Source organism: Nocardia sputi (genome assembly GCF_023501985.1).
This window is the reverse complement of sequence record NZ_JAMFLC010000027.1, coordinates 1-25,850: the sequence shown is the minus strand read 5'-3', so window position 1 is coordinate 25,850 and position 25,850 is coordinate 1. Positions and strand designations below refer to the sequence as shown.

The following is a 25,850-nucleotide window of genomic DNA, read 5'->3' as shown; positions in this document are numbered from 1 at the left end:
TCGCTGCATGCAGCTTCGGCGGGTCATAGCTCGTGACCAAGATCAGGTGTGCGGGGCATCGCAGCATCGGGGAGTTCGGCCTCGATCCCGAAATCCAGCACCGGTGTCGCGCCGTCGTCGGTGAGTCCAGCGGCATCGATCGCGTCGCCGATCACCGACCCCTCATCGGATGTGGTGTCCGGTTCGCCGACGAGATCAGCGAATTCGTGGGTCAGGTGCGTGGCGATCGATAGTTCTTCGGTCAGTCCGATGACGTCCTCGATCGCCACCGCCGAGGGTCGGCGTGCAGTGCTCAGCGGGAAGTCGATGTCCTCGACAGTGGTGGCGTCGATGATGGACGGGCCAGCCTCGATCGCCAACGCCGCCGACTCAGGTGCGGCGGCGCCGAATGTGGGATCGATGTCGTCGACGAGGGTGGCGTCGATGACGCTGGAAGGGTCGCTGCCGGTGTCTTCGGTGAACCGTTCGGCGTAGGCGTCGGCCTCGTCGGCGTGCTGGTGCGAGAGTCCTTCGGCGCCTTTCGCCGCAGCGAAGGCGGCGGCCGAGGACATCGCTTCGCCGGTGTCGCCGTGCGCGCTCAAGGTGTCGCTGAAACCTGCTGCGCGGCGGCGGATGTCGATCAGCATGTTCTTGTATTCGACATCGAGTTCGTGCAGCTCGTTCTCGCGAGTCTCCCGATTCCCATAGGCGGTGAGCTTCGCCCGGTGGAGCTCACGGCTTTGCCTGCGTTCGAGTGAGCCCGCCTTCTCGCGACGCGCCAAGTCGGTGTCGGCGCGTTCGATCTGCCGTTGCTTCTGTCGCTGCTCGAGTGTGTGCTGTTGGTCTCCGCGCTGGATACGGGCACGGACTTCATCCACTCTGGCGCTGTTGAGGTCTCGCGCGTGCCCGGCGGCTTCTACCGCGTTGGTCACCCGCACCCAGTGTTCGACCGACGAGCGGTGCTCTTTTGCATCGGCGTGGCGTATCCGCTGGTCGGATTCCGCTTTCGAGCGGGCGTGCCCGCTCTGGCCGCGCATCAGCGCGGCGGTGGTGTGCGCGGTTTGCAAGGCTTGGACGAAGCCTTGGCGCATCGCCTGGCTGGATTCCTCGACTGGATCACCGCTCACGACGCCACCTCCATTCCCGACAGCAACCACGCCGACCGGTCCGTGGTGCGGGTGGCGCGGGCGTAGACGGTCCAGCGGATCGGTGGCTGACCGGTGGGCTGCAGTTCGACCGACAGCACCCGGTGTGCGGTGGTGGCGGTGTCGGCCGGGTGATCGTCACCGGTCACCCGTGCCGTGGTGGTGATCGTGGTGGCGGTGGCGCGCCACTGCTGCCACTGCGCCACGGTGACCGGCGACCACACCAGTGCCGCGGGCTCGGCGCGTTCGGCGAAACCGGGATCCAGCAACGGGCGCGCCACCCGCAACGCTGCCCGCTGATCTGCCTGCTCGCTCGGGCGATAATCGAACACCGCCGCGACTGCCGCAGTGAGGACCTGTTCGGGCGAACACGGATCCACGCTGGTGAACGGTGTCGCGAAACGGTCCGCGTGGCACAGCGGTTCGCTACTGGCAGTCTGTGGCGTGGCCGTCGCACCGCACCCCGCGACCGTCACCGCGGCAACGCCGATGAACAATGCCGGCGTGAGCGTTCGGGCTCTCACGGCTCACGCCCCGGATCGGGTGGGGACGGCGCAGCGGCAGTGTCGGGTTCGTTGGCCGGTTCGGCGCTCCAGCTCAGCTCGAGCTCATCCGGCAGGGCAGCGATGACCGCCGCGTCGTCGGGTGCCGTACTGGCCGTGTACTCGGTGCCGTCGTCTGGGGTGCCGCTGTGCTGCAGGTGATGGATCGCGTGCTGGATCAACTGCTGGGGCCGTGGCGGCAACGCCTCGGCGTCCAGGACCCGATCCCGGTCGCGGTCAACGGTGTCGCGGATGTTGTCGACGACGTAGCGTGCTTCCCGCTCGATGCCCGGCCAGGCGTGGGTGCGCCATCGCTCCTCGAGGGTGTCGGTGTCGTAGGAGTGGACCGTGGCGGTAAGCAACACACCCCACCCGCGCGCGCTCCTCGCCCACAACTGCCCGCGTTCGAGGTCGACGAGGTTGACCGCCAAGGCCAGCTCGCACGCGCGTTGCCATACCGCGGTCATGTTGTTCTGGAATTGGCTGGCCACGACCGGGTCGGGCTCGGAATGGATGCCCTGGGCGGCCAGCCGAGCGCGGCGCGCGGCCGTCAACACGGCCATGTGCTCCAACTGCCACACATCATCGGCGAGTGTGTTGAGGACCCAGGCGCGGCGGGCTTCTGCTCCGCGCGGCGGGCGCGGGGGCGCCGGGTCGCGGTCGGCCCAGCGCACACCTTGGCGGCCCAGCAGCCGGGCAGCCTCGATCCACGGGGGCGGAACCTCGACCGCGCGGGCGTGGATTTCGGCTTCACTGCGTATCGCGTCCAAGACGCGCAACCGGCTACGCCAGCTCTGGATCTGAAACTCACCGTCACCGCTAGGGGTGTAGGTCGGGTAGCCGCGACGCAGCAGATGCGCGCGTTCCACCGACAGCTCCTGGATGTCCTCCAGCAGCCGCACCTTCCACGGCGGCAACACCTCCCACGGCAGCCCAGCCCCGGTCACCGCCGAACCTCCGTGCCGCGGGCAGCCGTGTGCAGGTGAAGGATGTATCGGTTCACGAAAGCCTCCTCATCTGCGCGGGAAACGCAGTCGATCACCGGGACACGGCTTCTGCGGCGAGCAATGATCAGTAAGTAGGTGTGATCACACATTTCGATCTCCTGGGAGTGGGTTGCTGTAGCGGCGCACGTCCATGCGTTCGCCCTCCCACGCGCTCAGCGGGGTGAGGGTGACGGTCTGCCCGGTTTGCGGAGCGTGCAGCAGCAGGTCGCGGCCCTGTGCGTCGCGGCCGTAGTAGATGCCGACGTGATGGGAATCCGTATCGCCCGGGGCGGTGAAGAAGATCAAATCCCCTGGCGCTCGCTGCGCGAACGGCACTATCTGAGCGGACGGGTGGTCTTGCTGGGCTTGGGTGTAATGCGGTAACCGGATTCGGCCACCGGAGGCGTGGTAGACCGCGTAGAGCGTCAGGCCGGAGCAGTCGAACCCACCGCCGGTCGGGCCGTTCACGTCGCCGCCGCCCCACACGTAGGGTGTGCCGATCCACCGTGCACCGTGCTCGATCACCGCCCGCCCGAACTCCTTTGCTTCCGCTGGCAGCGGTGTGCCGGAGTCGGTCGTTCCGCATCCTGCGGGGGGTGACCCGCCCGGTGTGCGGGGCATTGATCCGGGGTCGAGGTCTGCGAACATCGCATACAGTCGCCGCGCCAACTCCAGCTGTCCGGCGTAGGCGTTGGGGGCGGAGCGTTCGATCGCTTGGGCCAGTTCGGCCGGGGACATCCGCTCCGCGGCGGCTCCGAGCTGTGTGGCGTGGTCGTAGAACCAGTTGATCTGATAGATCGGGTCCATCAGTTTCGCGATGCCGACCGAGTCCCAGACGCTGGCACGCATCTGGTGCGGGCCGACAGAGTCGTGGTCGTAGCCGAGTCCGTCGTTGCTGTAGTTCAAAGACTCCGGCACCGCGGGATTCGCCAAGTTCCGGAAGCTCGATTCGGTGGCTTGGGCGGCGAGTTCGGCGATGATCACGTTCTCCGGCATGCCGCGCTGTTTGCCGATCGCGACCCCGTTGCGCGCCAGCTGCAGCTGCGACTCCGATAACCCAGCCACCGTCTGCCCGGTCGGGCCGCTCACCCCGCCCGCGGCCCCCGCCCACATCGGTGCCGCGCAGGATGTCGTCTGGTCGACGCCGAGGAGCACCAGAAGCAGCAGTAAGAGCGCAACTGGGAGCCCCAGTGCGGTCGCGGTGACGGTTTTCGTGGGGGTGCCCATGGGTGCTCACCGGTTGGCCTGCCCCGTGCCGGGGAGGTTGTCGAAACGTCGGTTGGTGTTGTGGACGTCCGCGGCCCGCTCGCTCGGGGTGAACACCATCCGGAATGGGATTCCTGGCTCGTTCGCCTCCCCGGTTTTCAGTAGGAAGCAGCCGGTGCCGGGCGGTGTTTCGCGCCGGGCGGGAGCCAGGTCGTCGTCGCTGGGCGGCCGCGGCGCGGCCCACGAGGTGACCAGCAGCTTCTCGGTGTCGGTGATGCCGACCGCCGCGCGGATGCGGTGGATCTCTTCCGGGCCCACGGGTCCGATCAGCTTTGCCCGTGCCCGTTCGAAGAACCCGAGGGCTTTCGCCTGCGCGGCCGGGGAGTCGAACGCGGCCAGGTCTTTGATGGTGTGGCTGCACATGATCAACCCCGTGCCCAGCGTCCGGTTCAACCGGGTGAGGGCGTCGACCCGGTCGACCATGAACTCCCCCACCCCGAGGACACGCCAGATCTCGTCCATGACGACCTCGAACGTGCGCGGCGGCGCGAGACCGGCGTCGGCGAGGGCATGGGCGGCGGCGACCGCGCCGAAACCTTCGCTCCAGCACACCATCAACACCGCGGCCAGCAGTTTGGTGTCGCCTTCGGGGATACGGGAGACATCCACACACACCGCCGGACTGCCGAGGTCCAGCCGGGTGGTGGTGGGTCCGTTGAAGATCGCCCCGAACGGGCCTTCGACCAGCGCCCGCAACGAGCGGCGCAGGGTTTTGGTGCTGGCTCGGTAAGCGGTCTCGTCGTCCTCTTCGGCGAACTGTCGCAGTTGTTCGGCACCACCGGAGATGACCGCGAGCAGGTCTGACAGCAGCGGCGGGCGCTGATAGGTGAAGCCGCCCGTGGGGCTGTAGAGCTGGCGCAGCCCGGCGGCGAGCAGCACTTCTTCGTAATCGGCAACTCGGGAGCCGCGCACGAGCTCGATCAGCCCGGCGACGATGTTGACTTGGCCGGCTTCCACGCGAGCGGTGACCTGGCGGCGCTGGTCCGGGTCGGTGAGCTGTTCGACCACCGCACCGAGAGCGCCGACGTCGAGAGGATTCACGGTGCCGTGGCCATAGCCGACATCGACGACCTGCCCGCCCAACTGTTCGACGAGGTCGCGGTAGTCGGGTTTGGTGTCGCCCATGCACAGCACGGTTTCCCCGGCCGCGACCGCGCCGGTCACCATCCGACGGATCAACGACGATTTTCCAAACCCGTTGAGCGCCAGCACGAACGCGATCGGCGCGGTAATGAACCCTTTGAGAAACCATGACATCGGGTCGAAATGCACCGGTGTGCCGCTGATGTAGTGCGCCCCGATCGGGGTGCCGACGGTCGGAGCGCTGGCGCCGACGGCAAACGGCCACAGCCCGGCGACTTGCACGGTGGTCGCCCGCCATTCCGGGGTAGTGGCCACCACGGCGGCGCGGCCGCCGCCGAGCCCGCGATACCCGCGGTCGGACAGACTCGCAAGCGATCGGTCGAAGCCATCCCCACCACGGTCTTCCGCGCGGCGGGCGGCGGTGGCGCGTCGATGATCATCGCTCGATATCGCCAACCGCGCACGCCAACCACGCATGCCGGGCTGGGCGGCTGCCGCCTGGATCGCGGCGCGCGCCGAAGCGGTGAGCACCCGCACACCGGTGACGGTTTCGGTGCGGGCGGGCCGTGGTGTCTTTTCACTGCGGGGCTTGGTCATGCCGACACCCGCTTGGAGATCGAGGTGTGCTCGGGCAGGATCAGCCCGATTCCCAAGCTGGCAGCGAAGGCGGCGGCTTGGGTGCCGTAGCAGCGGCGCACACCCAACCGGGACGCGGCGGCCATCCCCTTCACCGACGCTTCGATACCAGGCAGGTCCCCGTCGAGGTGATCGGTGACCGTCACCAGAATCCCGAAGCGGGTCAGCCCGGCGCCGCGGGCTTGTTCCTCGCGGGCGGCTTGGGTGTTGCCCACCCGGATCCGTGCCGACGCCGACGCGATACCGCGTTCGGTTTGCTCGGCCGCGACGGCGTCACGGAAATCGGAGTCGACAAGAGTGGTGGCCTCGGCCGCCGAATGCAACCTGTACACGACCGCGACCCTCTTGCGCGGCACATCTGCGCGCGGGCGCAGCAGCTCCTCGAGCACGGTCTCCATCACCGCGCCGCGCGGAGCGGCGTCCATCTCCCAGGTGATCGAGCGGGCGCCGTCGTGGACATAGTGATCCCAGCGATCCTGATGCGCGAGCGGCCCGACGGAGTCCCACGACTGCGTGGACGTGATCGCCGCACCCGCGGCTTCCACGTCGCGCTGGGCGGCGAGGTCGTAGCGGCTGCGCACCAGCCCGAGCACCTCCCACGCCTGGAATGGCGTCGCGGGAAGTCCCGCGCGGGCGAGTTGGGAGAGCACGCCTTGCAGACGTTGGCCGATCTCGCGGGCCTGCTCGGCATCATCACGACGGCCTTTGCCGATGGCGCGGTAGGTGATAGCGATCCGGCCTTCGACCCGGACTCCGACCCCGCCGATATCGGCGGCGGCCTCGCGCATCACCGCCTGCGCATAGTCCGGCGCGCTGTCGCGGACCAGACGGGCGACCTCCTGTGACTGCTTGAGGCGGGTTTCGACCACGTTTTCCAGCACCGAGCACACCGCGACCACTTCTCCGCCACGGCTTTGGGTGGCCAGGAACTGCCCGTAGCCTTCGACCCAGGCGTCGATCTGGGCTTGGTCGACCAACTCCTTACCGCGCGGGATCACCTTCAACACCACCGTGTAGTGATCGCTGCGACGGATGTGGAGCATCGCGAACCGCTTCCCGCCCGCCGTCTCGTACTCGCTCAGTCGCGAATCCGCCAACAACCCAGGAAGTTTCGCGATCCCGGGAAGCCGGGAGAACCGTCCGGCGCGATAAACGTGCTCACCACGCGCGCGGGCAGCGGCGAACTGAACCCGCAACAAGACGATCTCCCAGCCGGTGCGGCCGTCGCGGGTGACCGCCAACGGGGTGAACACCACCGCCGCGGCCAGGATCAGCACACCGGCGGACAGCAGGGATCGGGTGATCAAGAACCCGACCATCACCATGATGATCAACCCGAGCCCGAGCAACGACACACCCCAGGTCAACCCGAAGAACCCAGCCGAGCGGGGACGTTCCCAGCGGCCATACATACGCGCGGTCATCGACGCACCTCCCCCGGACCCAGGGCCTCTGGATCCAAGCCCACCGCCGTCGCGTCGCGGGGTTGGTCTTCCATCACCGAGGCCGTCTGCTGCGCAGCTTCTTTGACCATCGACCCGCCGATCGCAGCGACACCGGCCGCACCGGCACCTGTGGCACCGACCGCCTCACCAACACCGCTACCTGCGCCGGACGCCGTCGTCGGCTTGCCTGCGGGCCCCGCAGGACGGGCGCCACTACCACTGCGGTTGGACGAACCGCCCGGACTACTCCCGCCGGTGCCAGCGCTGTTCGCCGGGGGGCTTGCGGTGCCATCGCTGCCGCTGCCAGGCATCGGGCGGCCACCACCACCTCCCCCACCTCCAGCGGACGGGCTACTCGGAGGAGATGAGCCAGGTGTTGCGCCGCCAGCCGCGTTCTCGCCCTCGCTGAATTTGCGGGCGTTCGAGCGGTCCCCCGCCGCCGCCATGGCGATCCCGGCTGCGCCTCCGGCCAACACCGCCGCTGCGCCGCCACCGCCGCCTAGTGTTGCTACAGCGGGGGCAACCAGCCGGATAAGAGCAGGCAAGACAATCACTGTCATGACCAGCAAAATCAAGCCCAGCAGCACCAACTGCGGGTCCTGCTGGTCACGGCCGACCACTGTGAACGCGATCGCATAGACCAGCGCTCCGACGGGCTTCCACAACACGAACGCCAGCGACCAGCTCAACAGGCGCTTGTACGCTTGAGAACCTGGCCCGGTGCCCGAGGCGGCTGCCGCGATCGGAATAATCGCGACAACGAGAATCAGCAGGGCTTGCCGGAGAACCAGCATCACCAACTGCACGAGCATGCTGATGATTCCCAGTAGAAACAGCACCAGCAGCACGCCGCTGCCGAGCACGGAGTTCGTCCGCAAATCGAATTCAACGAGTTCCGCGACGATGTTGTGCGCGTCGCCGCGGGACGCGTCGAACAACACCCACTCGCTGAAGGTGTCACCGGCTCGGGTTCCGGCGGTGATTACCGCGGCGAAGGTCATCGATGCGAACACCGCTCGCGCCAGCATCAGGAAGCTTTCCTGAGCTTCACCAGCCATTCCTCCACGCTTCGCCAGCGCCAAACGTGCTGCGGCAAACATGATGCCGGCGGTCAGCAGCAGTACCTGAAGACCAGTGGTGTACTCCCTGATACTTGCCAGCGCCGGACCGAGTCCTCCGTGGTTGTCCGTCAACTGCGGAGAGGGCACTGCCGTCCACCACGTCACCACCAGCCGCAGCAACGCACCGAAACTCTCACCGAACTCCGCCGCAAGGCTGTCGAGCGCGGAGTCGGCTGCATCCGTGGCGACCTGTCCGAGTTGTTCACATGCCTGTTGAGGTCCCAGCGGTATGTCGCAGACATCCGACGGTGGCAACGGAGGCAGCTGCGCACGCCACGGCACGGCCTCGTGGGGCGTCGGAGCAAAACTGATGTCGGTCATGGTGTGGCCTTCCATGACCCGAACTCGGTGAGAACCGGTGTCGAAGCGCCGGGCCCCCAGAGTGTTTCGATGTCGTCGGGGACGCGCACGCGCCAGTCGCCGTCGATCCAGGCCATCGGCCAGGTGGAGATGGTGTAGCCGAGCTCGTCGTGGGTGGCGAACTGCACGACGGCGAGGTCGTCGCGGTAGCCGGGCTGGATCCCCACACCGTCGGGGACCACGACGTAGCGGGCGGCGCCGGGCGTGCGCTGGCGGGAGCGGGCGAACCGATCGGTGAGTGCCTGGCCTCCGCCGTAGTAGCGTTGGTGCACCACCTGTTGCCACACCCCGTCCGGGGCCGCCAGAACACGCGCGAGGGCATCCGCGGCGGCCAGCGCCGCGCCTTGGGGTGTGCGAGCGAATCCGGTCGCGATGCCGTGCTCGATGCGGGCGGGGCCGTCGCTGCCCGACATCGGCAGCGCGGCGCCGCCCCAGCCGCGCTGCCATCGCATCCGGGCAGGTGGGGTGGTTAGGTAGTCCGGCCGGGTCGGATCCGGGCGGGTGCTCGGATCCTGGGGAAGGGCTGAACCGGCGTCGTCGCCGGTGACTTCCAGGCGGTTGCCGAACAGATCGGTGGTCGGCGGCAGTGCCGGTGTGGACGGCGGCGGGTCGGGAAACGTTCGCGTGGCCGGGGCACTCGACCTGCCGGGATCGGCGGGCCGGTTGAGGGCGCCGTTGTCGTTGGTGACGGTCAGGACGAACACCGCGATCACGACGGCAGTGATGCTGGCGAGCAGGATGGTCAGCAGACGATGGGATTTCATGGGGTGTCGGGTCTCTTCTCAGCGCGGCGCGAGCGCGACCACATCAGGCGGGGGCATGGCGACGTCGGTGACCGGCGCGGTGGTGGGGTGGTCGGGTAGCTGTAGTCGCCAGTCGTCGCCGTGCCAGACGACGGTGGTGTGGTTGCGGGTGACGGAGTTGTCGGGGTGGATGCTGTAGATGTCGACGTCGGTGGCGTCGAGGGTGTAGCGGGTGATCACATACCCGAGGACTTTCGGCCGGTCTTCGGTGATCGGGGCGGTGATCGAGATCTGGGCGCGCGCGGTTGCCCAGGCGTCGCGGCCCGGTCCTGGGGCGAGCATGCGTTGCCCGACCACAGACCATTGGTTGTCGGTGGCGATCGACATCCGCACGGTCGCGTGGATGGCCGCCAGCGCCGCACCGGCCGGGCCCCGGTCGAACCCGGTGGCCACCGGCCCGTCGATGCGGCGGGGGCCTTCGTCGGCGACCGGTAGCTCGACACCTTGAAACGGCTGCCACCGCACTCCGGCGGGTGCGACGGTGGTCGCGGTAGAGCTGCTATCTGGTGCCGGGTCGCGGGGGTCGTCGCTGCCGCAGGCGACCAAACCGGCGGCGATCGGTCCTGTGAGGGCCAGGGCCGTCAGGGCGGCGATTCGTCGTGTGTGGGACGGGTGCACGGGAACGGTCTCCTCGGTCAGGTGGGCAGGACGGCAATAGCCAGCGAGCTGGCCGAGCCGAGCAGGACCGCGGCTGCCAGGGCGCCGACAAGTCCTTCGACGGCTTCCTCGCGATAGAGCCGGATCGCCAGCAGGCCGCCGACCCAGACGGCGCGGGCGATGCACAGCAGCAGCACGAACCACGCCAGCCAGCCCAGTAGCTGTGTCAGCGGCGAAAGCACCTGTGCGGGTAGCGGTTTAGCGGTCAGCATGTGCTGTGTCCTGTTGATGGGTGCGGTAGGCGACCTCGAGCGCGGCCAGGATCGGCTCAGCGGCCTTGGCGGGTTCGGCGTACGGGAGGGAGTGCCCGGCGCTGGGGACGTTCTCGAAGTCCGCCCAGATCCGTTCGGCCAGAGCTTGCGCGTGGCCCGGGGTGACGACGGGATCGAGGTCACCAGCGACAACCCAGCTCGGGATGCTGCGCATCACGCTGACGGCCTCGGGGGTGAGGGTGGTCGCGGCATACACGGCGAGTTCGTCGACGACTGAGTCCAGGTACTGCGGTGTCAAACGCGCACCCGGCGCACGCGGGTGCATCCGGAGCCTCCTGGGCTCGCGCCGGTAGGCCCGTGGGGTGAGGTACAGGTAGGCGTGGAGTTGCTCGATGGGCTCGATGCCGTGCCGCCGCACGCGGCGTGTGGTCCATCGGCTGTCGGATGGTGCTGGGACGGCGGGGAACTTCGTGCATCCGTTGAGCAGCACCACACCGGCCAAGCGGCGGGCGCGGTGCCGGAAGGTCGCGATCCACGCTTGAATCAGCAGCGACGCCACCGAATGCGCTGCCAGCACCACCGCCCCGCTGGCAGTGGTCAGCACGGCGTCGAGGTCCTCGACGAGAGCATCCATCGTGGTGCGGCGACCCGCCCGGGTCGGATCGCTGTGGCCGTGGCCGTGCTGGTCGTAGACGATCTGGGCGATACCACCGTCGAGGCGTTGGTGCAGGTATGCGGTCAGCGGATTCCAGTAGCTGGAGTCGGTGAGCATGCCGTGGACATAAACGACCGTCGCCGGTGCCGACTCTGGGCCCAGATGTGCACCCGACAGCTGTATGCCGTCGCAGCCGCGAACGGTGAACGGGCTCGAGCTGCGAGGACCGTCAGGGGCTGTTTGCACAGCGGCGGACGGCGCGGCTGGGGATAGTTGGGGATGAATCCGGAGGTAGCGCATGGTTATCCGCCTCCGGTGACGGCGGCGTTCATGATCTGACCTGCGCTGGTGGCGATGATGCCACCGATCAGCGCGCCCAGGATGATCTTGGGTGACTCGACCGCACCGCCGTGAAAGCGTTCCCACCCGAATTTGCCGCCGGCGTAGATCAAGGCACCGATCCCGGCGAGGGTGACGATCCAGGACAGGTAGTTGACGAGGTTGATCAGCTTATCCGCCCCGGGTGGGGTGGTCGGGGTGATCTGGATCTGCTGGGCGAGCACAGTGACCGCCCCGGAGACCGCGTATACGGTAGTCATGGCGTTCGATCCGAATATTGTTGCGCCGCAACACCATTACGTGCCTCGGCGAGGTGGGTGATGATCTGAGTTCCGGCGTGGTGCACGTCGGCGGGAACGGCTTCGGTCAACCGGGAGCGGCGCGATAGTGGTGGGTCGAACGGCACGTATTGGGCTAGGTCGGTGAGTTCGCAGCTGAGCAGTTCGTCGTACCAGGCGATCTGGTAGACGCGCTCGACCAGCTCCGCTACGACCGAGCGGTACCGGCGCACGACCACGGGGACACGCCCCGGGCGTGCGGCGGTGAGCACGAGCCCGATCACCTGCACCCCGTCCGGGGCCAGTCCGGCGTGCCATTCCCGCAGGCGATCGGCCGCGGCGGTCAGGCCGGGCATGCACAAGCGTGCTGCGACGATGACCTGTTGGGTGGTGGCCGGTGAGGCTGGCCAGGCCAGGCCGGTGTCGGCGGCGGGTGCCCACCACCGCGCCAGGGTGGATGTCCCTGCGCCGCCGTGCGCGCCGAGCACCGCGAACAACGGCGGATGCGCTCCCGTAGTCGGCAGCGGGGTCTCCCGCACCGGCGCCAGCCGTTGCGGCGCGGCGACGGTTCCCGGCTCGAGTCGCCCCGTCACCCGAGGGTGGTCGTCTCGGTGCAGGTGTAGCGGTGCGGCCATCGGTCAGCCCCGCTTCTGGATGTTGGTGATCACGACGCCGGCAGGGTCGTGGCGGAGGTTGATCAGTTGCAGGTAGTCGACGCGTTGCCCGTCGGGGTGCTGTTGGACCACGTGCACCTCCGCGGCGCTGTCGGTGATCGGGGTGATCGCGACGCAGTGTGTGGTCCCGGCCGGGATAGAGGCGATGCCCGCGGCCAAGACCTCGGCGACGAGTCCGGCCTCGGGGGCGACGAACCGCATAGCTGCCTCAGCGCTGCGCTGGACGTAGTAGGCGTGCTCGAACGCCGCGATCACCCCAGCCACGCTGTGGGTGTCTCCCGCGGAGTCGGTGACCGTCTGTCCGGACAATCCCGTGCACGCACCGCTGAGGTGCGGCGTGGTAGTCGGTGGAGCTGCGGTCAGGGTCGGGATCGCCGTGACGGGATCCGGGGTGTCGGCGACCCAGCTGAAACCCAGCCCGGCAAGCACGGCCGCCCCGCCGAGGCCGGTGGTGAGCCCGACCCACACACGGCGCGGCACCGTCATGCGCCTCCGCCCCGGCATGGGTCGTTGTGGTGAGGGCTGCTGCGGGTTGATCCACCGCCATTGCTCGCCATAACGCTCCGGCTCTTGGGTCGTGTGCGAGAGCGGCGAGAGTACGGTGGGTTCGGCCGGTTGCAGCCAGCCCCAGCCGTGGTCGCTGCCGATGTCGGTGTGGTCTCGGGTGTGGGGCATCGTAGGTTTCACCTCCTCGGTGTGCGTGGTTGCGCGGGATAGTGGGCCCTTCGGGCGGGGTGCCAGGGGAGAATCAGCAGACAAGGCTCGGGTACGTCTGCGGATTGGGCGGGAACCGCCCGAAGGGGTCTCACGGACCGCCGCTGGACGTCGGCTCCCCCGATACGGCGGTACTGGTGGCCGGTGCCGTCGCGGGTGCGGAAGACGGCCATGAGGCGGTGGACTGTGGTGCGGCCGACGGTGAACCGGTGGCCGCGAGGTCACGTGCCACCGCGGTGAACCAGTCGGCGGTCGCGGCCAGCGCCGATCGGCCGGTCGGTGTGACCGGGGCGGCGCGGTAGGAGCCGTGACGGCCGGTGGTGTCGCTGTATTGCGCAGCGGCGGCGAGGGTATAGAGCTGCTGGTGGTCTGTGATGGTGCTGGTGATCGCGGCGAATGCCTCGTTGACCCAGCGGCTGGCGGTCTGCGGCGGAACCAGCTCGACTACCGCAGTGGCGAGTTTCGCGCCCAACGTGGCGACCGCCGCCCACGGGTTGGCCAGCCCGACGGTCGCCAACTCGGCGATCGTGGCAGGAGTGAACACCTTCCGCGCGACCGTCACCGCCGCGTTCAACCCGATGGTGCCAATCTTGAACAGCGCCGCCAAAGCCTCACCCGGCCCGGGTGGGACGGTCTCGGGGTGCGAGGCTTCGGCCAGTCGCTGCCCGAGCGGTTTCGAAGGCTGATACGACAGTTGATCCAGACTGGTCCCGGTGACGTCCTCGTTGATCACGCCCACCGCGGTGGTGAACACCGTGGTGGTCAAGGCTTCGGCGATGGTGGAGATCGCTGCGATCGGATCACGCAGGTCCGAGCGGGCGGCGATGTTCGCGGCCATGGCGGCCAAGCTGCTTCCGGGCGGGGTGTCACACGTTGCGTCACCGGCTACGCACAGGTCCGCGACACGACCGGTCAATGCCCCGAACCCGCTCGATGCCGTCGATGTGGCGGCGATTCCGGCACCGGTCAACGGCTGGTTCAACAGCGAGACCGTGCCAACCTTCCGCCCCGCTGTTCCGGGCACGGGCGAGGGAGTGGTGCTGTCGGGCCGGCCGGGCAGCACCGGGGTGTTGGTGGCGCGGTTCGGATTGGCCAACAACGCGATCGCGGCGATGTGATCAGCGCTGACGCGTGCGTCACCTGTACCGACCCGCTCGGCGAACCGCGCGACCGCAGGCGCGCCGTGCGCGAATCCGGCGGCGGCGATCTTCGTGTTCGGGCAGCGCGCTACGACTTCGACGGCCATCTGTTCCAACCGCTCAGCCGCAGCGGTGATCGCCGCCTCAAAAGGCAATGCCATGCCGTCGGGTGCGCGACCGTAGGGGACGTAGGCGCGTTGCACCAGATCCCCCGCCGCCGCGGCCAGCGGCCCGAACACCTGCCCGAGCGCGCCGGAGTCGCTGTTAAGCCCGGCCTCCGGGGCAGCCTCTTCACTGCCCTGCACCCCGAACGTGTATAGGACCGGGCATACCGTCCCGAGCGGCACGCCGGTGGTGTCTGCCTGTGCGGTGCTGATGGCGGTGGTGAGCGAAACAGTAGCCGTCACGAGCACCGCCACGGCGGCGTGACACCGCGCACGAGTGCTTGTGCTGTGGCTGGGGCGCATAAGTGTTGACCTCGATTCGATCTGGTTGGGGGCCTGCCCGCACACACGGCGAGGGGTCGTGGTGCGGGCAGGCCGATTCAGGTGGTCTGCGGGCTGGATGGCGTGGGTCGACGTTGCAGGTAGCCGGCCAACCGGGCGACGGCTTCAGCGGCACCGTCCCGGGCGGCGCCCACATGACTGGTCGAGTACTCCCGCCAGCTCAAATCCACGCCGAGCGCGCGGTATTCGGCGAACAAGCTGCGGCCGATCGCGACCGGCACCAGGGCGTCTTCGATGCCGTGGTAGAGATGCACCGGCACCTGGGGGGCGGCGCGGCCGCTGGTCTCGTTGGCCAGCACGTAGCGCCACAGTGGGTCGTTCCACGGATCGGGCCGCTCGCACCAGCCGCTCAGGGGCTGGTTGCGGTAGGTGAGCAGCAGCTCTGCCGCGTCGAGCACTCGAGCCTGCTGGACCGTCTCGCGGCCGGTGTCGGTGAGCACGTGCCCGGTTGGTAGGTGGGAGTATGCGCGGCTGAGCCCGATGAGCCCGGCCAAAGCGAGTCCTGCCCACGGCCCGCCGTCGATGCCGGTGATGAGTGCGGCCGGGTCGGCGACGACGCCACCGGCGGCCACACCCCGCAGATCCAGCTCTGGGGCGTACTCCGAGTGTTGTTCGGCCGCCCACACCGCGTTGCGGCCGCCGTCGCCGTACCCCCACACCACGCACGGCCCGGCCTCGTCCAGTTCGGGCAGGTGGCGGGTTGCGCGCGCCAGGTCGAGCACGGCGTGCGCGCCCGCGGCTCCGGCCAGGAACTGGTGCGGACCCAGCCCTGTCATACCCAAGCACGGCCCGTCGGGAACAGCCACGACCCAGCCGCGCTCCAGAACTGTGGTGATGAAGTGGGATTCCGGCTCGCGTCCCTCGGCCAGCAGTTGCGACGGCGCGCAGCGACCACCGAGACCGTGGAAAGACGGGCAGTACACCAGCACAGGAACCGGACCGGTCATCCCGGCGACCGGGCTGGCGGTGATCACGGTGCCGGAGGCGGGCATCGGTGCCCGCGATCCCGTCGTTGCGTACACGATCTGCCACGCCTGGCCCGCGCCCGCCAAGCCGGGGACGGTGATGGGGCGGCGGCGCAAGATGTATCCGGGCGAGGCGTCGATGCCGGTGGAGGGGCTGGTGTAGAAGTCGTCGTCGATCGCGATGGGGTCGGTCATGGCCGGGCTCCTGTGATGTCGTGGGCGAGGGCGACCATCCACGCGATGCCCGAGTTCAGCTGGCCGTTGACGGCGTAGTTGTTGTGCCGGGCGACGGTGTCTGCGAAACGCACCCACACCGCGGGATCGACCAGGTCGGCGTTATCTGCCGCCAGCTGGCTCCACGCCGCGGCCAGCTGACCGGTCACCTTGGGCAGCAACCCGATCGGATTCGCCGCCACGGTGGCGGTGATCTCGTTCCATCGCGCCGCAGCAGCCCCGATCTCCTCCGCGCTCGGTGCCGGGTTGCGCGGGTCAGCCGCGTCCACCAGCCGAGCTGCCAGCGGAAGCTGCGGAAGGTAATCGACGTTGCCGCCACCGACCTGGAAGTCGTGGAGCACCACGGTCGTCCAGACATCACCCAGAGCAGCGGAGAACAGACCATTGAGCGAGGCGATCGCGGCCAGGGGATTGCGCAGGTCGGCTTGGGCGGCGATCTCCGCCCCAACGCGCAGCACCGCCGCGCGGTCCGGCGCGGAACAAGCCAGGTCCCCGTCGGTGCAGATATCGGCGACCCGCCCAGTGAGTTCCCCGTAGCTGGTCGCGCCAGCGGCGATACCACCCCCACCGGCGGGCGGGTTCGACATCCGCACCGCTGACACCGCAGCCCCGCTCGTGCCCGGCGCAGGATCCGGGACGATCTGCCCCGGCCGCCCTGGAAAAATCGGCGCGCCCGGTGCGCGATCAGGATGGGCATACAGCGCGATCCCTGCGACACGCTCCGGGGCCACCGGTCCGGCGCCGGAACCGACATCGTGGGCGAACGACGACATCGCCTGCGCACCTTGTGAATATCCGACTCCAGCGATCAACGTGCTGGGGCAGGTTTCAGCGATCTGCACAGCGGCTGCATCCAGCTGACGGCGGGCATCGGCCACCGACACCGCATACGGTTCCGGGCCCCCGCCGGGCACCGCGCCACCGAAGCCCGCGCCGTAGGGGATGTAGCTGCGCTGCACAAGGCCAGGAGCAGCTGCCAAGACTGGAGCGATCAGGGCGCCCACGACGCCGGTATCGGCGAGCGGGTCCGCGGTAGGTGAGGACTGGCCGGTGCCCTGGACACCGAGCACATACAGCGCGGGACATCCCGGACCGATCGGCACTGCCGCAGCCGTGGCGCTGCTGGTGGTCCCGGTGGCCACCCCGAGCGCGGCGGAGGCCGCGATCGCGGCGGCGATGGTGCGCCGACGGCTCAACGACGAGAGGGTCATGGCTGCCCGACCCCCACTCCAGCGCCGAACCCAGCACCGACGGATCCGACGGCGACCGCACCGACGACCGCGGCCGGGATACCAGCGATCGCGGCACCGGCAGCGGCGCCAGCGGCGGCACCGAGCGCGGTTCCGGCGACGCCGGAAGTCACTGCGCCGATCACCGGGACCGGCACCACCGTGCCGAGCGCGGCGCCGGCGATACCACCGACGGTGCCACCGATCAGGCCACCGACCACCGCGCCCGCGGCAGCAGCCGGGACACCGGCCACGGCAGCGCCGACCGCGCCACCGATACCCGCGCCGGCGAGCGTGGCACCACTGACGCGGTCGGAGCGCCCGGCCGGGATCCCAATCGAATCCAGCGCGGTCGCAACCTGCGCTTCGGCGTTCGCGGCGACGTCATTGATGACGTCCGCGTATTCCGGCGGCAACCACTCCGGGCGCGGGGCCTGCCACTGACCGACCCGAATCATGTTCTCCGGCGGCTCGATCGGCGCCACCGGCTCCACCGGCTCGGGCAGGTGCAACTCCTCGATCCGTACCGGCTCCACCGGCTGCTCCGGCGGCGGCGCCGGACGCGACGGCGCGGCGTTGCGGACCTCCGGCGGCTGCGAGTAGTACACCGGCGGCGGTACGGGTGCCGGTGGAGCGGGCGCGGGTTCCGGCGCCCGTGGCCGGGGCGGTGTGCTCGTGCCGGGCTGGTCGGGGCTAGTCACACCGGGTTGATCCGCGATCACTGCGGGTGTGTCGGCAGCGTGCGCTGTCGCGGCCGCCGCCAGCATCATCGCCAGAGGCACCGCACCGGCAAGCAGGGCGCGGCTGCCGCGATGCAAGTTGGCGCGTGAGCAGTGTCGCTCTGTCGCTTCGGTTCTGCGGCGAACGGGCGAGGTCCGCCGATGAGTTGTCCTGTTTTCGGGCATGCGAAATAGACCCTTTTCATCGTTCAGGGCGGGCGAAGGGAGATTGCTGGGCGGACGCGGCGAGTCGGGCGGCGGCTCGCTGTGCCTGCCAGAGGCTGATTCAGCCTCTGGCAGGTCGCTTCTCAGGCGATTCGCGTCAGATGAAGGGCAGGATGAGCGCCAGTGCCTGCGCTGCCACGGACAGGCCGTTCGACAGCACCGACAGTACGGTGTTCACCCCACCCAGTATCACGAAGGGGTCCACGGTTCGTTCCTCTCGATTGGTTCGGACTTGCAGGACAATCCAAACCTCGAAAACTGCTGGAAGGCTAGGGTTTTGACTCTCCTACTTTTAGGTGAGAGCGAAACTGTCAAACCGCTTTTCAACCGGTATGCAGTAGGTTTGCCGCCTGTTTGACAATCAGACTGGCAAAGAAAGTTTTTCGGCACATCTACCGTCGGCGGCGGTGAATCATGACGACAGCTCGACGAAGCATGCGTCCAGCCAGCTACTTACAGGCGTAGTCGAAAGTTCAATTGCCTTGCCGAGCACTAAGCGTTCTGATAGGAAGGAACGTTCGACCCGGTGAGCAACCTTCCATCGTATCGCCCGCTCACCATGTGACGGAAGACACCATTTGGGGGCCACTAAGCATGAATCGTGCTACTACACATCGTTCGTCCGGCAGCGCCGGAGACAAGCCACTGCCACGTATCCCGACCCTGGGCAGCACCTGCCTGCTGATCCGGGAGGACCTGGGGTTGTCGCGCAACGGCGCCCAGCAGCGTCACGGCATCAGCCCGTCCCACCTATTCAACATCGAGCGCGATCGTTATGTGCCGACCTTCGAGACGCTGGAGAAGATCATCTCCGGCTACCGGCTCGATGCGATGATGGCGAGGCACCTGCGCGAACTTCGCGCTCCCGCTGAGCATCTCGCTCCAGCCGACAAGTTGCGCGAGTGTGTGAACGCCAACGACGCGTTGGTCGAGCACCTGCAGGACCTCGAGCGCCGAGATGTGCTGGCCGCGTATGTCGACCCGGTATGGAACGTGCTGGCCTGCAACGATTCGTTCCGCGCGGCGTTGCCTGGTCTGGACAAGACCGACTGCATCCCGACCTGGCTGTTCAGCCCGCACGCGCGCCCCGTCTTCCCCCAGAACCCCAAAGAAGCTGCCCACTCCGTGGCCACCCTCAAGGCCGTCTTGGGTCGTTACCGCGACTCCGAACAAGCCCACGACCTGATGCGTCAGCTACGCCCTCACAAGGAGTTCCAGCGGCTATGGACTTCCAGCATCCGCGTGGCCTACGGCCGCGACACCAACGAGCTGCTGCACATGCGCGACCCCGAGACCGACGAGCTGGCCTCCTACCGGCTCAGCGTCGCCGATGTCAGCCAGAGCCAAGACGTCCTGCTGCTCACTGCGATTCGCAAACCCTACTCCGGCCCTCCGGTCACCTAGCCGCCGGACAATACCGACACGCGCATGCGACACGCCTAGGCAGGCCGTCGCGGGCGCGTTTTTCCGTTGAGGAGATGATCTCCCCTTCCGGCGACCATCAGCCAAGTCTGCACCCCTCGCCACCTTGCACATGCTCTGCGGGCAATGTGGTGGCATCGATCATCGATTCAAGCGTCGACGACCACCGGAGCCTCAGCTATCGACGACACGGATCTCGTCCATGCCTATTTGCTGGCAAAGTTGGCACAAGATACGCACCCGATGACAGAAACGATTCGCTGGGCCTGTCGCACGACGTTTCCGTCCTCGATTCCGGGAGTTCGGCATGACAGACGACGCGGATACTCCACCGCAACCAACCGATGTTCCCCACGAGCCGACCTATCCCATCTCCGTCGGCGCTCGTGCACTGCGCAAATCGCGCCGTTGGTACGAGGAGCAACTCAAAGCCGGACGGCTGCCCGGCCATAAAGCAGGCCGCACCTGGTTCTTGACCGCCAGCGACATCGCCGCCGCGATCGAGTCCACTAGCCGCCCTGCCAAATCAACCTCCAGACCCAACACCATCGCACCAGACGCTGTCAGTCGGCCACGCCCCTCACGACGACGGGCCACCCGCCGACGAAGGGTGATCCCGCCACAATCCGAGCAACGATGACACACCAACCGCATCAAGCCGAGCGGCCGATTCAAGAGCGGAACGTACTGCCCGCGGGACAGCAGCGTCCTGCGATAGCGGTGACCTTCATGACGGATCGCCTCCGGATGTGTCGCCGGTCACTTCCGCCGATGTCGCTGTCCGCAGAGCGATTAGGCTGTGTGCCAGCCGGATTCATGGGCGCGGGGAGGTTCGGGTGACGGGGAATGCAGAACTGGAATCGGACAGACCGCACCCCGCGCGGATGTACGACTACTTCCTCGGCGGCACGAACAACCACGACGCCGATCGCGACGCCGCAAAAGAAATCCTCGGCGTATGGCCCACCGTCCAAGTCGCGGCCCGCGTCAACCGAGCGTTCATGCAACGCAGCACCCAGTTCCTAGCATCCGCAGGAATACGGCAGTTCATCGACATCGGTACCGGGATCCCTACTGAACCCAACTTGCACCAGATCGCTCAGAACCTCGCGCCCGACGCACGCGTCGTCTACGTCGACAACGACCCAATCGTCCTCGCACAATCACATGCTCTGATGGCCAGCCACCCCGACGGTGCCACCGCCTACCTCCAGGCCGACGCCACAGACCCTGACTCCATCCTGCACTCCCCGCACCTACGCGGCACCCTCGATCTATCCCAGCCGGTCGGACTATCCCTGATAGCGCTGCTGCACTTCATCGACGGAGACGCCACACAACTGGTCCGCACCTACCTCGATGCCTTTGCACCCGGCTCCTATGTGGTGATCTGCCAAGTCACCGGAGACTACGACCCTGCCCAGGCGGCGATTGTCCGCGAGATCTACCTCGCCCGAGGCATCAGCGCGCGCGAACGAAACCGCGAGGAGTTCGCCGCACTATTCCACGACCTCGAACTCGTCGAGCCCGGCATCGTCCCACCCCACAGGTGGCGGCCCAACGGCATCACACCACCGGAGTCTCACGATGCGAAAGTCTCCTGTTATGCCGCCGTCGGCCGCAAGCTTTGACCGGCGCAACCGTCCTATCGTCACGACGGTCTACCTGCGACAGTGGTTGCGATGCCCGCTACTTGCCTCCAGATGTTCTCTGGCGGCTGGTCGAGATCGAGGGCACAGATGTGGATTCTGATGCCGGACTGTCGGACAGTGTGTGTCCCGATGTGGTCGCCTGAGGCGTAGATGAGGTGGCCTTCATACGCTCCGAGGGCGGTGCAGTAGGCGACCATTTGGTAGAGGTCTGCCTCGTACTGCTTGCCGTTCTCTAGGCCCTTGTATTTTGCGTCCACTACGGTCGCGGGTCGGTCGCGTGGTACCCAGACAAGGTCGGGCTGGATCGGAATCTGTTTGTTGGTGTCGAGATGGCTGCGGTATTGGCTGTGCAGTTCGCCGTCGTGGTGTTCGAGTGCGCGCCGCAGCGTGACGGTGAGCCAGCGTTCGAATATGCGGTTGAGGTCGAATACGAATCCGCTAGCGGTGGTGTCACCTGGCGGCTGATCGAGGCTTCGCTCGGTGAGTACGAGGCGGGCGAGTCGCAGCGCGGATTGGTAGTGGCGGGTGAGCCTGATCGACGCGGTCTCGGGAACTGGTAGTGCGGCGCCGAGGGGTGTGACATCGCTGAGGTTGAGTTGCAGTCGCCGCAGGCCAGTCAGCGTGGCCGGCGGTAGATCAGGGATGCGTAGGAGTCGGTGTGTGGCGGCCAGCAGGATCTGGTTTTCAGGAATGTCGGTGGTGTAGTCGTCGTATCGGACTTCCAGGGGCATGCCGAGGCCATGGCGGTACCGGAGCTGGTCCGCTTCGCGAAGCCGTCCTCGGAGTCCGGGCAGCGATTCGTCCACGGTCTTGTAGCCCTTGAGCAGGCCGTGGATGGTGGCTCGCTGGGCCGCCACCCGGAACGACACTGCCAATGCGCTTACGATGTCGTCGGTGGTTGCGAGTTCGACGATGTCGTCGTCGCGCCACCCCTTGGGGTTCTGTGCATGCCCGATAAGCCAGAGCAGACGGCGGATTCCGATCTTCGGTGTGATGCGGAGTTCGATGTCACCAGCGCGGAGGACACCAACATGCGACGACGCTTGCAGCACGGTGCGGCCACCCAAGTCTGCGCTGGCCTTCACGGCGCCGGTGGCAGACAGGGCCTCGGCGACGGGCCTCGGAATTGGGTCGAATGATCGCGCTTGGTGTTCTGGCAGGGTCAGACGTCTCACGAGGCTCGCTCGCCTGTCTCCTCTTCCGGAGCAGTTTGCTTCTGTTGCTGGGGGCGCGTCGCGGTGCCGTTACGGAGAGCGTCGAGACCATAGCGGGCGTGTACATCGATACCTTCGCCGATGTGCCGTTCTTCCAGTAGAGGCATGATGTGGTGCTTCCAGATCCTGGCTAAGCCCGCTTCCGTACCGGCCCGCGGCGTCATGAGATAAGACGGCCCGATAGCCACGTCCCGATCTGCTATGCGGTCGTTGAGTGCATCGAGCAGGTCGGCGCGATCGACCGGAACCTCATTGGCTTCCAGCCAACGGCGCAACATTCCTTCGACCGGGACTTCGCTAGGGAACAAGCCTTGCCACGCGAATCTTCTGCGCATCGCGGCGTCGACCAGGGCGATAGACCGGTCGGCGGTGTTCATCGTGCCGATGATGTACAGGTTCGGTGGAAGACGGAACTCTTCGGTTGGTGAGTACTGCAACTGCACGGCGCGATCGCGATACTCCAGTAGGAAGTACAGTTCGCCGAAGACTTTCGCGAGGTTAGCCCGATTGATCTCGTCGATCACCAATACGAACACGCGGGTGAGGTCCTTGTTGGCCTCGTCGACGAGCAACTTCAACGGACCGCTCTCAAGATCGAACGACACCATCCCGGCGGTAGTTCCGCGCTGCGGCCGGAAGCCTTCGAAGAAGTCCTCGTACGAATAGGAAGGATGGAACTGGACCAGACGGTGCTCACCACCGGACTGTTCGGACAAGTATTGCGCCAGCTCAAGGGCAAGGTAGGTCTTTCCTGTCCCCGGTGGCCCGTACAGGATGAGCTGTTTAGACTCACGCAGCAGATCTACTGTCTCCGAAAGCCATTCCACGTCGATAAATAGCTCGTCAGCGAACTCAGCCGTCGGTTCGGGTAATTCTGCCAGCTCGGTCATGACGGGCTCGGGGCCAGTCTCGGCAGGATTCAGGTCGGGATTTACGCCCACCAAGGTCGCCAGTTCCGCAAGATGGCCAGCGCGCAGCACGCCAACGCCCACCAACGGCGCCAGCCGGCCTCGCAGAGCTGGGCTCAGTTCGTCCCGGGTCACCGGATCCTCGGTGTTCAACCAGCGGACGTCACGTCTGAATTCGTTGAATCCGGTGGGTGCCGCTGTCCAGGCCGCGGGCCCGGCCACAATACCCACGTACACATTGACGCCATCAACCGTCGCGATGAGGTCGCCATTCGACATCTCGTTTGCGAACTGATAAAAGGCCCACGCCATGACGCTTCGCTGCTTCGCGGAGCGGCCGGGGGCGCGTCGGGCGAGCTCGTCGACCATTTGAGAGGGTGTGAGTTCTGGCCGGAGTCCAGGGTAATCCGAATCCGACAGGGCGCAGTAGCGTCCAGCCAACCACTCCGAAAGTGAGCGGGCTTGTGAGTCCTTGGGCTGCCGGACAGCCCAACCGCGCTGCCGGTTCCGAGCTGTGCGGCGAATGGCACGTCGTCGCCACAGCCCGTGGAGGTCGTCGCTGTAGAAACTTATTCGGCAATCGCGTCGTTGTTCTAGTGCAGCGCGCAACGCCGCAAGGTCTCGATCGACGTCACCGGTGGCGTTGGGAATGTCGTCAGCAAGGCCGTCGACGATCTTCTGCTTGTGCTCACGCGACACGATCGGCTCGAAAATGCCCGGGAATACGAGGTGAAGCAGAGCGTTACGCTGACTGTAGGCGCTGTCGATAGGGAATGAATCCGCTACGCCGCGGAAGGCCCATGGATCCGCACGCGCACCGCGCCGCGCGTCCGCGGGGAGCTTCTTCCATGTGACCAGGAACCTGACCAGCCACAACAGTTGCTGATCACGCCTCATCCGGTAGGCCATGCCTGCGCTGGCGAAACCACCATAGAGGGCCGCGTCCAGATCCGCTGGAACCGCAACAGGCCCCTCCGTCAGCGCAAGTACCTTGTGCAGGAGTGCATGTTTTGCGGCACCACCGATATCGGAGGGTGCCAGCAGATGCAGGTAAACCAGTTCTGCAGTGAGTTGCACCGTCAGCTGCGGAGCATCCGCGAGCTGGCGTACTAGCTTCTCAATGAACTTGGCTCTGTCCCACTTTCGGTGGTAGCGAATCAGGTCTCACCCGAGGAGGATTCGGTGTCGAAGTAGCGGAAAGCCTGCGCGACCATACATTTGGCGCTTAATCAGCTTCGTCTTCGTGTTGATGCCCTCGGTCGGACCGCTGCTGTATGGCAGGGTCAAACCGGCGACCACGGCGTCGTGGTCCTGATCGAGCCCAGCAAGAAACGGTTCGAGCTCAACGAGCCCGGCCTCGCGGACCTGCTTCATCCAGCCGTCGATCTCGGCGCCGCGGCGTTTGGTCATCAGCTGCGCGAAGTCACGCACCACCTCGGCGAGAGCGGTCATCTCAGGGCACGCGGCCAGCAGTTCGTCCAGGTGAGCGCGCCGCGCCTCCGGCAGGTTCGCTGGGCGGGTCAAAATCCAGCGGGTCACCCGCCGGGGAGAGGGCGTGATCCGGTCCCCGTCGAGACGGCCCTGATTGACGTACTTGTAGAGCAGGTTCAGGCCACCGGTGTAGCCCAGTTCCTTGATCTCGGCGAACAGCCGCAGCACCGGGACACCGGGCTCCGCGGCGCGGCGAGCCCGCAGATGATCGCGGTAGGCGTCCACCAGGCAGGCCCGATACTGGGGCGGACGGCGCAGCCGCTGCGGTTCGGGCACCCGGGCGTAGCGTTTCACAGTGTTCAGCGAAATACCCAGCCGCCGTGAGCAATCCAGCAACCCAACTCCCTGATCGAGTAGGGCGTGGATGGCGTGCCAGCGTTCGAGGGTGGTCTGCTCCCGGGTCAGTGATTGCCGCTTCGGTGCGGCGGCCGCCCAGCAGCTGCTGTGGGCCGCGACGGCCTTCTCGGCCACTTGGGCCAGGCCGTGCCAAAGATGCCACCGATCCGACACTTGGATCGCTGCTGGCAGCGCCCGCCGCACGGCCTCGGCGTAGGTGGTCGACCCGTCCCGCGCGACGATCTCGACGCCGGGGTGCTCGCGCAGCCAGTCGGCGAGGGTGTCGGCCTTGCGATCGGGCAGCACGTCAATACGAGCGTGGGTCTCGGCGTCGACCACGACCGTCGAATACCGGTGCCGGCGGCGCAGCGCGAAATCGTCGACGCCGACCGCCTTCGGCACCAGCCTCGGCGGCAGCGGAATGCGCAGTAGGACGCGGATCGCGGTTTGCCGCGACAACCTGACCGGCAGCGCCGCCAGCAGCCGCATGCTGGCTCGCCCGGCCAGCTCTCGCACCACCAACCGGAGCTGGCCGGTCAACCGGCCGGTGCGCCGCTGATAGCGCTCAAGAACACCCGGCACCTGCTCACGAAACGTGCTGCGGCAGTCCCTGGTTGGGCAAACAAGCCGCCGGACCCGGACCCGCACGACCACAGGGCGTCCGTCGAGCGGCACGTCCGCCACCGTCCGCAGGTAGTACCCGTGCACCCGTGCGGACTCGGCTCCGCAACCTGGGCAGATAGCCGGACCGCCGGGCGTCCGGGCCCGCACCGCGACCTGCTCACCCTCATCAACCACTTCCTCCACCACCAACGGCGACAAACCCGAAAATGCCACGGCGGCAGAAACATTCACCTCGCACACCGCAACATCGTGCCGTCACGGCGACATCACCACCGAAAGTGGGACAGAGCC

Annotated in this window: 23 protein-coding genes; 2 read left to right on the top strand and 21 right to left on the bottom strand. The window is 67.2% G+C overall.

Annotated features, from left to right (window positions below; translation table 11 throughout):
- Positions 1 to 23: 23 nt before the first annotated feature.
- From M8859_RS30270 to M8859_RS30185, 18 genes are all read right to left on the bottom strand, one after another.
- On the bottom strand, positions 24 to 1,106 hold the full coding sequence (locus tag M8859_RS30270; RefSeq protein WP_249645232.1) for a hypothetical protein: 1,083 nt from the start codon (positions 1,104 to 1,106) through the stop codon (positions 24 to 26).
- The gene (locus M8859_RS30265; RefSeq protein ID WP_249645231.1) at positions 1,103 to 1,648 is read right to left on the bottom strand and encodes a hypothetical protein; all 546 of its coding nucleotides are present in this window, start codon (positions 1,646 to 1,648) and stop codon (positions 1,103 to 1,105) included. Before M8859_RS30265 ends, M8859_RS30270 begins: the two co-directional genes overlap by 4 nt.
- Entirely contained in the window at positions 1,645 to 2,613 is a 969-nt protein-coding gene (locus M8859_RS30260; RefSeq protein WP_249645230.1) for a hypothetical protein, read from the bottom strand. Before M8859_RS30260 ends, M8859_RS30265 begins: the two co-directional genes overlap by 4 nt.
- A 141-nt stretch (positions 2,614 to 2,754) precedes the next feature.
- Positions 2,755 to 3,879 (bottom strand): C40 family peptidase, encoded by a 1,125-nt coding sequence (locus tag M8859_RS37025; RefSeq protein WP_283780214.1) that lies wholly within the window; start codon positions 3,877 to 3,879, stop codon positions 2,755 to 2,757.
- A 6-nt stretch (positions 3,880 to 3,885) separates the two neighbouring features.
- Entirely contained in the window at positions 3,886 to 5,598 is a 1,713-nt protein-coding gene (locus M8859_RS30250; protein ID WP_249645229.1) for a putative type IV secretion/conjugal transfer ATPase, read from the bottom strand.
- The gene (locus M8859_RS30245) at positions 5,595 to 7,061 is read right to left on the bottom strand and encodes an SCO6880 family protein (RefSeq protein WP_249645228.1); all 1,467 of its coding nucleotides are present in this window, start codon (positions 7,059 to 7,061) and stop codon (positions 5,595 to 5,597) included. The genes M8859_RS30250 and M8859_RS30245 overlap by 4 nt, the downstream gene beginning before the upstream one ends.
- Positions 7,058 to 8,524 (bottom strand): hypothetical protein, encoded by a 1,467-nt coding sequence (locus tag M8859_RS30240; protein ID WP_249645227.1) that lies wholly within the window; start codon positions 8,522 to 8,524, stop codon positions 7,058 to 7,060. The genes M8859_RS30245 and M8859_RS30240 overlap by 4 nt, the downstream gene beginning before the upstream one ends.
- Entirely contained in the window at positions 8,521 to 9,327 is an 807-nt protein-coding gene (locus M8859_RS30235) for a DUF8175 domain-containg protein (RefSeq protein WP_249645226.1), read from the bottom strand. The genes M8859_RS30240 and M8859_RS30235 overlap by 4 nt, the downstream gene beginning before the upstream one ends.
- A gap of 18 nt (positions 9,328 to 9,345) precedes the next feature.
- Positions 9,346 to 9,984 (bottom strand): DUF8175 domain-containg protein, encoded by a 639-nt coding sequence (locus M8859_RS30230; RefSeq protein WP_249645225.1) that lies wholly within the window; start codon positions 9,982 to 9,984, stop codon positions 9,346 to 9,348.
- Positions 9,985 to 10,001: 17 nt separating this feature from the next.
- Positions 10,002 to 10,235, bottom strand: coding sequence for a hypothetical protein (locus tag M8859_RS30225; protein ID WP_249645224.1), 234 nt, complete (start codon positions 10,233 to 10,235; stop codon positions 10,002 to 10,004).
- Positions 10,222 to 11,190, bottom strand: coding sequence for an alpha/beta fold hydrolase (locus tag M8859_RS30220; protein WP_283780213.1), 969 nt, complete (start codon positions 11,188 to 11,190; stop codon positions 10,222 to 10,224). Before M8859_RS30220 ends, M8859_RS30225 begins: the two co-directional genes overlap by 14 nt.
- Positions 11,191 to 11,192: 2 nt before the next feature.
- Positions 11,193 to 11,489, bottom strand: coding sequence for a hypothetical protein (locus M8859_RS30215; protein WP_249645222.1), 297 nt, complete (start codon positions 11,487 to 11,489; stop codon positions 11,193 to 11,195).
- The gene (locus M8859_RS30210; RefSeq protein ID WP_249645221.1) at positions 11,486 to 12,142 is read right to left on the bottom strand and encodes a hypothetical protein; all 657 of its coding nucleotides are present in this window, start codon (positions 12,140 to 12,142) and stop codon (positions 11,486 to 11,488) included. Before M8859_RS30210 ends, M8859_RS30215 begins: the two co-directional genes overlap by 4 nt.
- A gap of 3 nt (positions 12,143 to 12,145) precedes the next feature.
- Positions 12,146 to 12,856 (bottom strand): DUF8176 domain-containing protein, encoded by a 711-nt coding sequence (locus M8859_RS30205; protein ID WP_249645220.1) that lies wholly within the window; start codon positions 12,854 to 12,856, stop codon positions 12,146 to 12,148.
- A 130-nt stretch (positions 12,857 to 12,986) separates the two neighbouring features.
- Positions 12,987 to 14,441 carry a cutinase family protein gene (locus M8859_RS30200; protein WP_249645219.1) on the bottom strand — a complete coding sequence of 485 codons (1,455 nt, stop codon included), beginning with the start codon at positions 14,439 to 14,441 and terminating at the stop codon, positions 12,987 to 12,989.
- Positions 14,442 to 14,578: 137 nt separating this feature from the next.
- Positions 14,579 to 15,700, bottom strand: a complete 1,122-nt coding sequence (locus M8859_RS30195; RefSeq protein ID WP_249645218.1) for a lipase family protein — start codon at positions 15,698 to 15,700, stop codon at positions 14,579 to 14,581.
- On the bottom strand, positions 15,697 to 16,935 hold the full coding sequence (locus tag M8859_RS30190) for a cutinase family protein (RefSeq protein ID WP_249645217.1): 1,239 nt from the start codon (positions 16,933 to 16,935) through the stop codon (positions 15,697 to 15,699). The genes M8859_RS30195 and M8859_RS30190 overlap by 4 nt, the downstream gene beginning before the upstream one ends.
- Before the next feature lie 11 nt (positions 16,936 to 16,946).
- The gene (locus tag M8859_RS30185; protein WP_249645216.1) at positions 16,947 to 17,669 is read right to left on the bottom strand and encodes a hypothetical protein; all 723 of its coding nucleotides are present in this window, start codon (positions 17,667 to 17,669) and stop codon (positions 16,947 to 16,949) included.
- 837 nt (positions 17,670 to 18,506) lie between these two features.
- On the opposite strand from M8859_RS30185, the gene M8859_RS30180 reads away from it, so the two are divergent.
- Both M8859_RS30180 and M8859_RS30175 read left to right on the top strand, forming a co-directional pair.
- Complete coding sequence (locus tag M8859_RS30180) at positions 18,507 to 19,316, top strand: MmyB family transcriptional regulator (RefSeq protein ID WP_249645215.1); 810 nt, start codon at positions 18,507 to 18,509, stop codon at positions 19,314 to 19,316.
- Between the two features lie 854 nt (positions 19,317 to 20,170).
- Complete coding sequence (locus M8859_RS30175; protein ID WP_249645214.1) at positions 20,171 to 20,965, top strand: SAM-dependent methyltransferase; 795 nt, start codon at positions 20,171 to 20,173, stop codon at positions 20,963 to 20,965.
- 20 nt (positions 20,966 to 20,985) lie between these two features.
- Here M8859_RS30175 and M8859_RS30170 read toward each other — a convergent pair whose 3' ends face one another.
- From M8859_RS30170 to M8859_RS30160, 3 genes are all read right to left on the bottom strand, one after another.
- Positions 20,986 to 22,161 carry an McrC family protein gene (locus tag M8859_RS30170; RefSeq protein WP_249645213.1) on the bottom strand — a complete coding sequence of 392 codons (1,176 nt, stop codon included), beginning with the start codon at positions 22,159 to 22,161 and terminating at the stop codon, positions 20,986 to 20,988.
- The gene (locus M8859_RS37360) at positions 22,158 to 24,185 is read right to left on the bottom strand and encodes an McrB family protein (RefSeq protein WP_249645212.1); all 2,028 of its coding nucleotides are present in this window, start codon (positions 24,183 to 24,185) and stop codon (positions 22,158 to 22,160) included. Before M8859_RS37360 ends, M8859_RS30170 begins: the two co-directional genes overlap by 4 nt.
- An 87-nt stretch (positions 24,186 to 24,272) precedes the next feature.
- Positions 24,273 to 25,799, bottom strand: coding sequence for an ISL3 family transposase (locus M8859_RS30160; protein ID WP_249645211.1), 1,527 nt, complete (start codon positions 25,797 to 25,799; stop codon positions 24,273 to 24,275).
- Between the last annotated feature and the right edge of the window lie 51 nt (positions 25,800 to 25,850).

Bases quoted from the DNA above. Each gene is read 5' to 3' on its own strand.
- M8859_RS30235 (WP_249645226.1), bottom strand. From the start codon at position 9,327: ATGAAATCCCATCGTCTGCTGACCATCCTGCTCGCCAGCATCACTGCC.
- M8859_RS37025 (WP_283780214.1), bottom strand. From the start codon at position 3,879: ATGGGCACCCCCACGAAAACCGTCACCGCGACCGCACTGGGGCTCCCA.
- M8859_RS30180 (WP_249645215.1), top strand. From the start codon at position 18,507: ATGAATCGTGCTACTACACATCGTTCGTCCGGCAGCGCCGGAGACAAG.
- M8859_RS30225 (WP_249645224.1), bottom strand. From the start codon at position 10,235: ATGCTGACCGCTAAACCGCTACCCGCACAGGTGCTTTCGCCGCTGACA.
- M8859_RS30240 (WP_249645227.1), bottom strand. From the start codon at position 8,524: ATGACCGACATCAGTTTTGCTCCGACGCCCCACGAGGCCGTGCCGTGG.
- M8859_RS30205 (WP_249645220.1), bottom strand. From the start codon at position 12,856: ATGCCCCACACCCGAGACCACACCGACATCGGCAGCGACCACGGCTGG.
- M8859_RS30215 (WP_249645222.1), bottom strand. From the start codon at position 11,489: ATGACTACCGTATACGCGGTCTCCGGGGCGGTCACTGTGCTCGCCCAG.
- M8859_RS30210 (WP_249645221.1), bottom strand. From the start codon at position 12,142: ATGGCCGCACCGCTACACCTGCACCGAGACGACCACCCTCGGGTGACG.
- M8859_RS30245 (WP_249645228.1), bottom strand. From the start codon at position 7,061: ATGACCGCGCGTATGTATGGCCGCTGGGAACGTCCCCGCTCGGCTGGG.
- M8859_RS30220 (WP_283780213.1), bottom strand. From the start codon at position 11,190: ATGCGCTACCTCCGGATTCATCCCCAACTATCCCCAGCCGCGCCGTCC.
- M8859_RS30250 (WP_249645229.1), bottom strand. From the start codon at position 5,598: ATGACCAAGCCCCGCAGTGAAAAGACACCACGGCCCGCCCGCACCGAA.
- M8859_RS30195 (WP_249645218.1), bottom strand. From the start codon at position 15,700: ATGACCGACCCCATCGCGATCGACGACGACTTCTACACCAGCCCCTCC.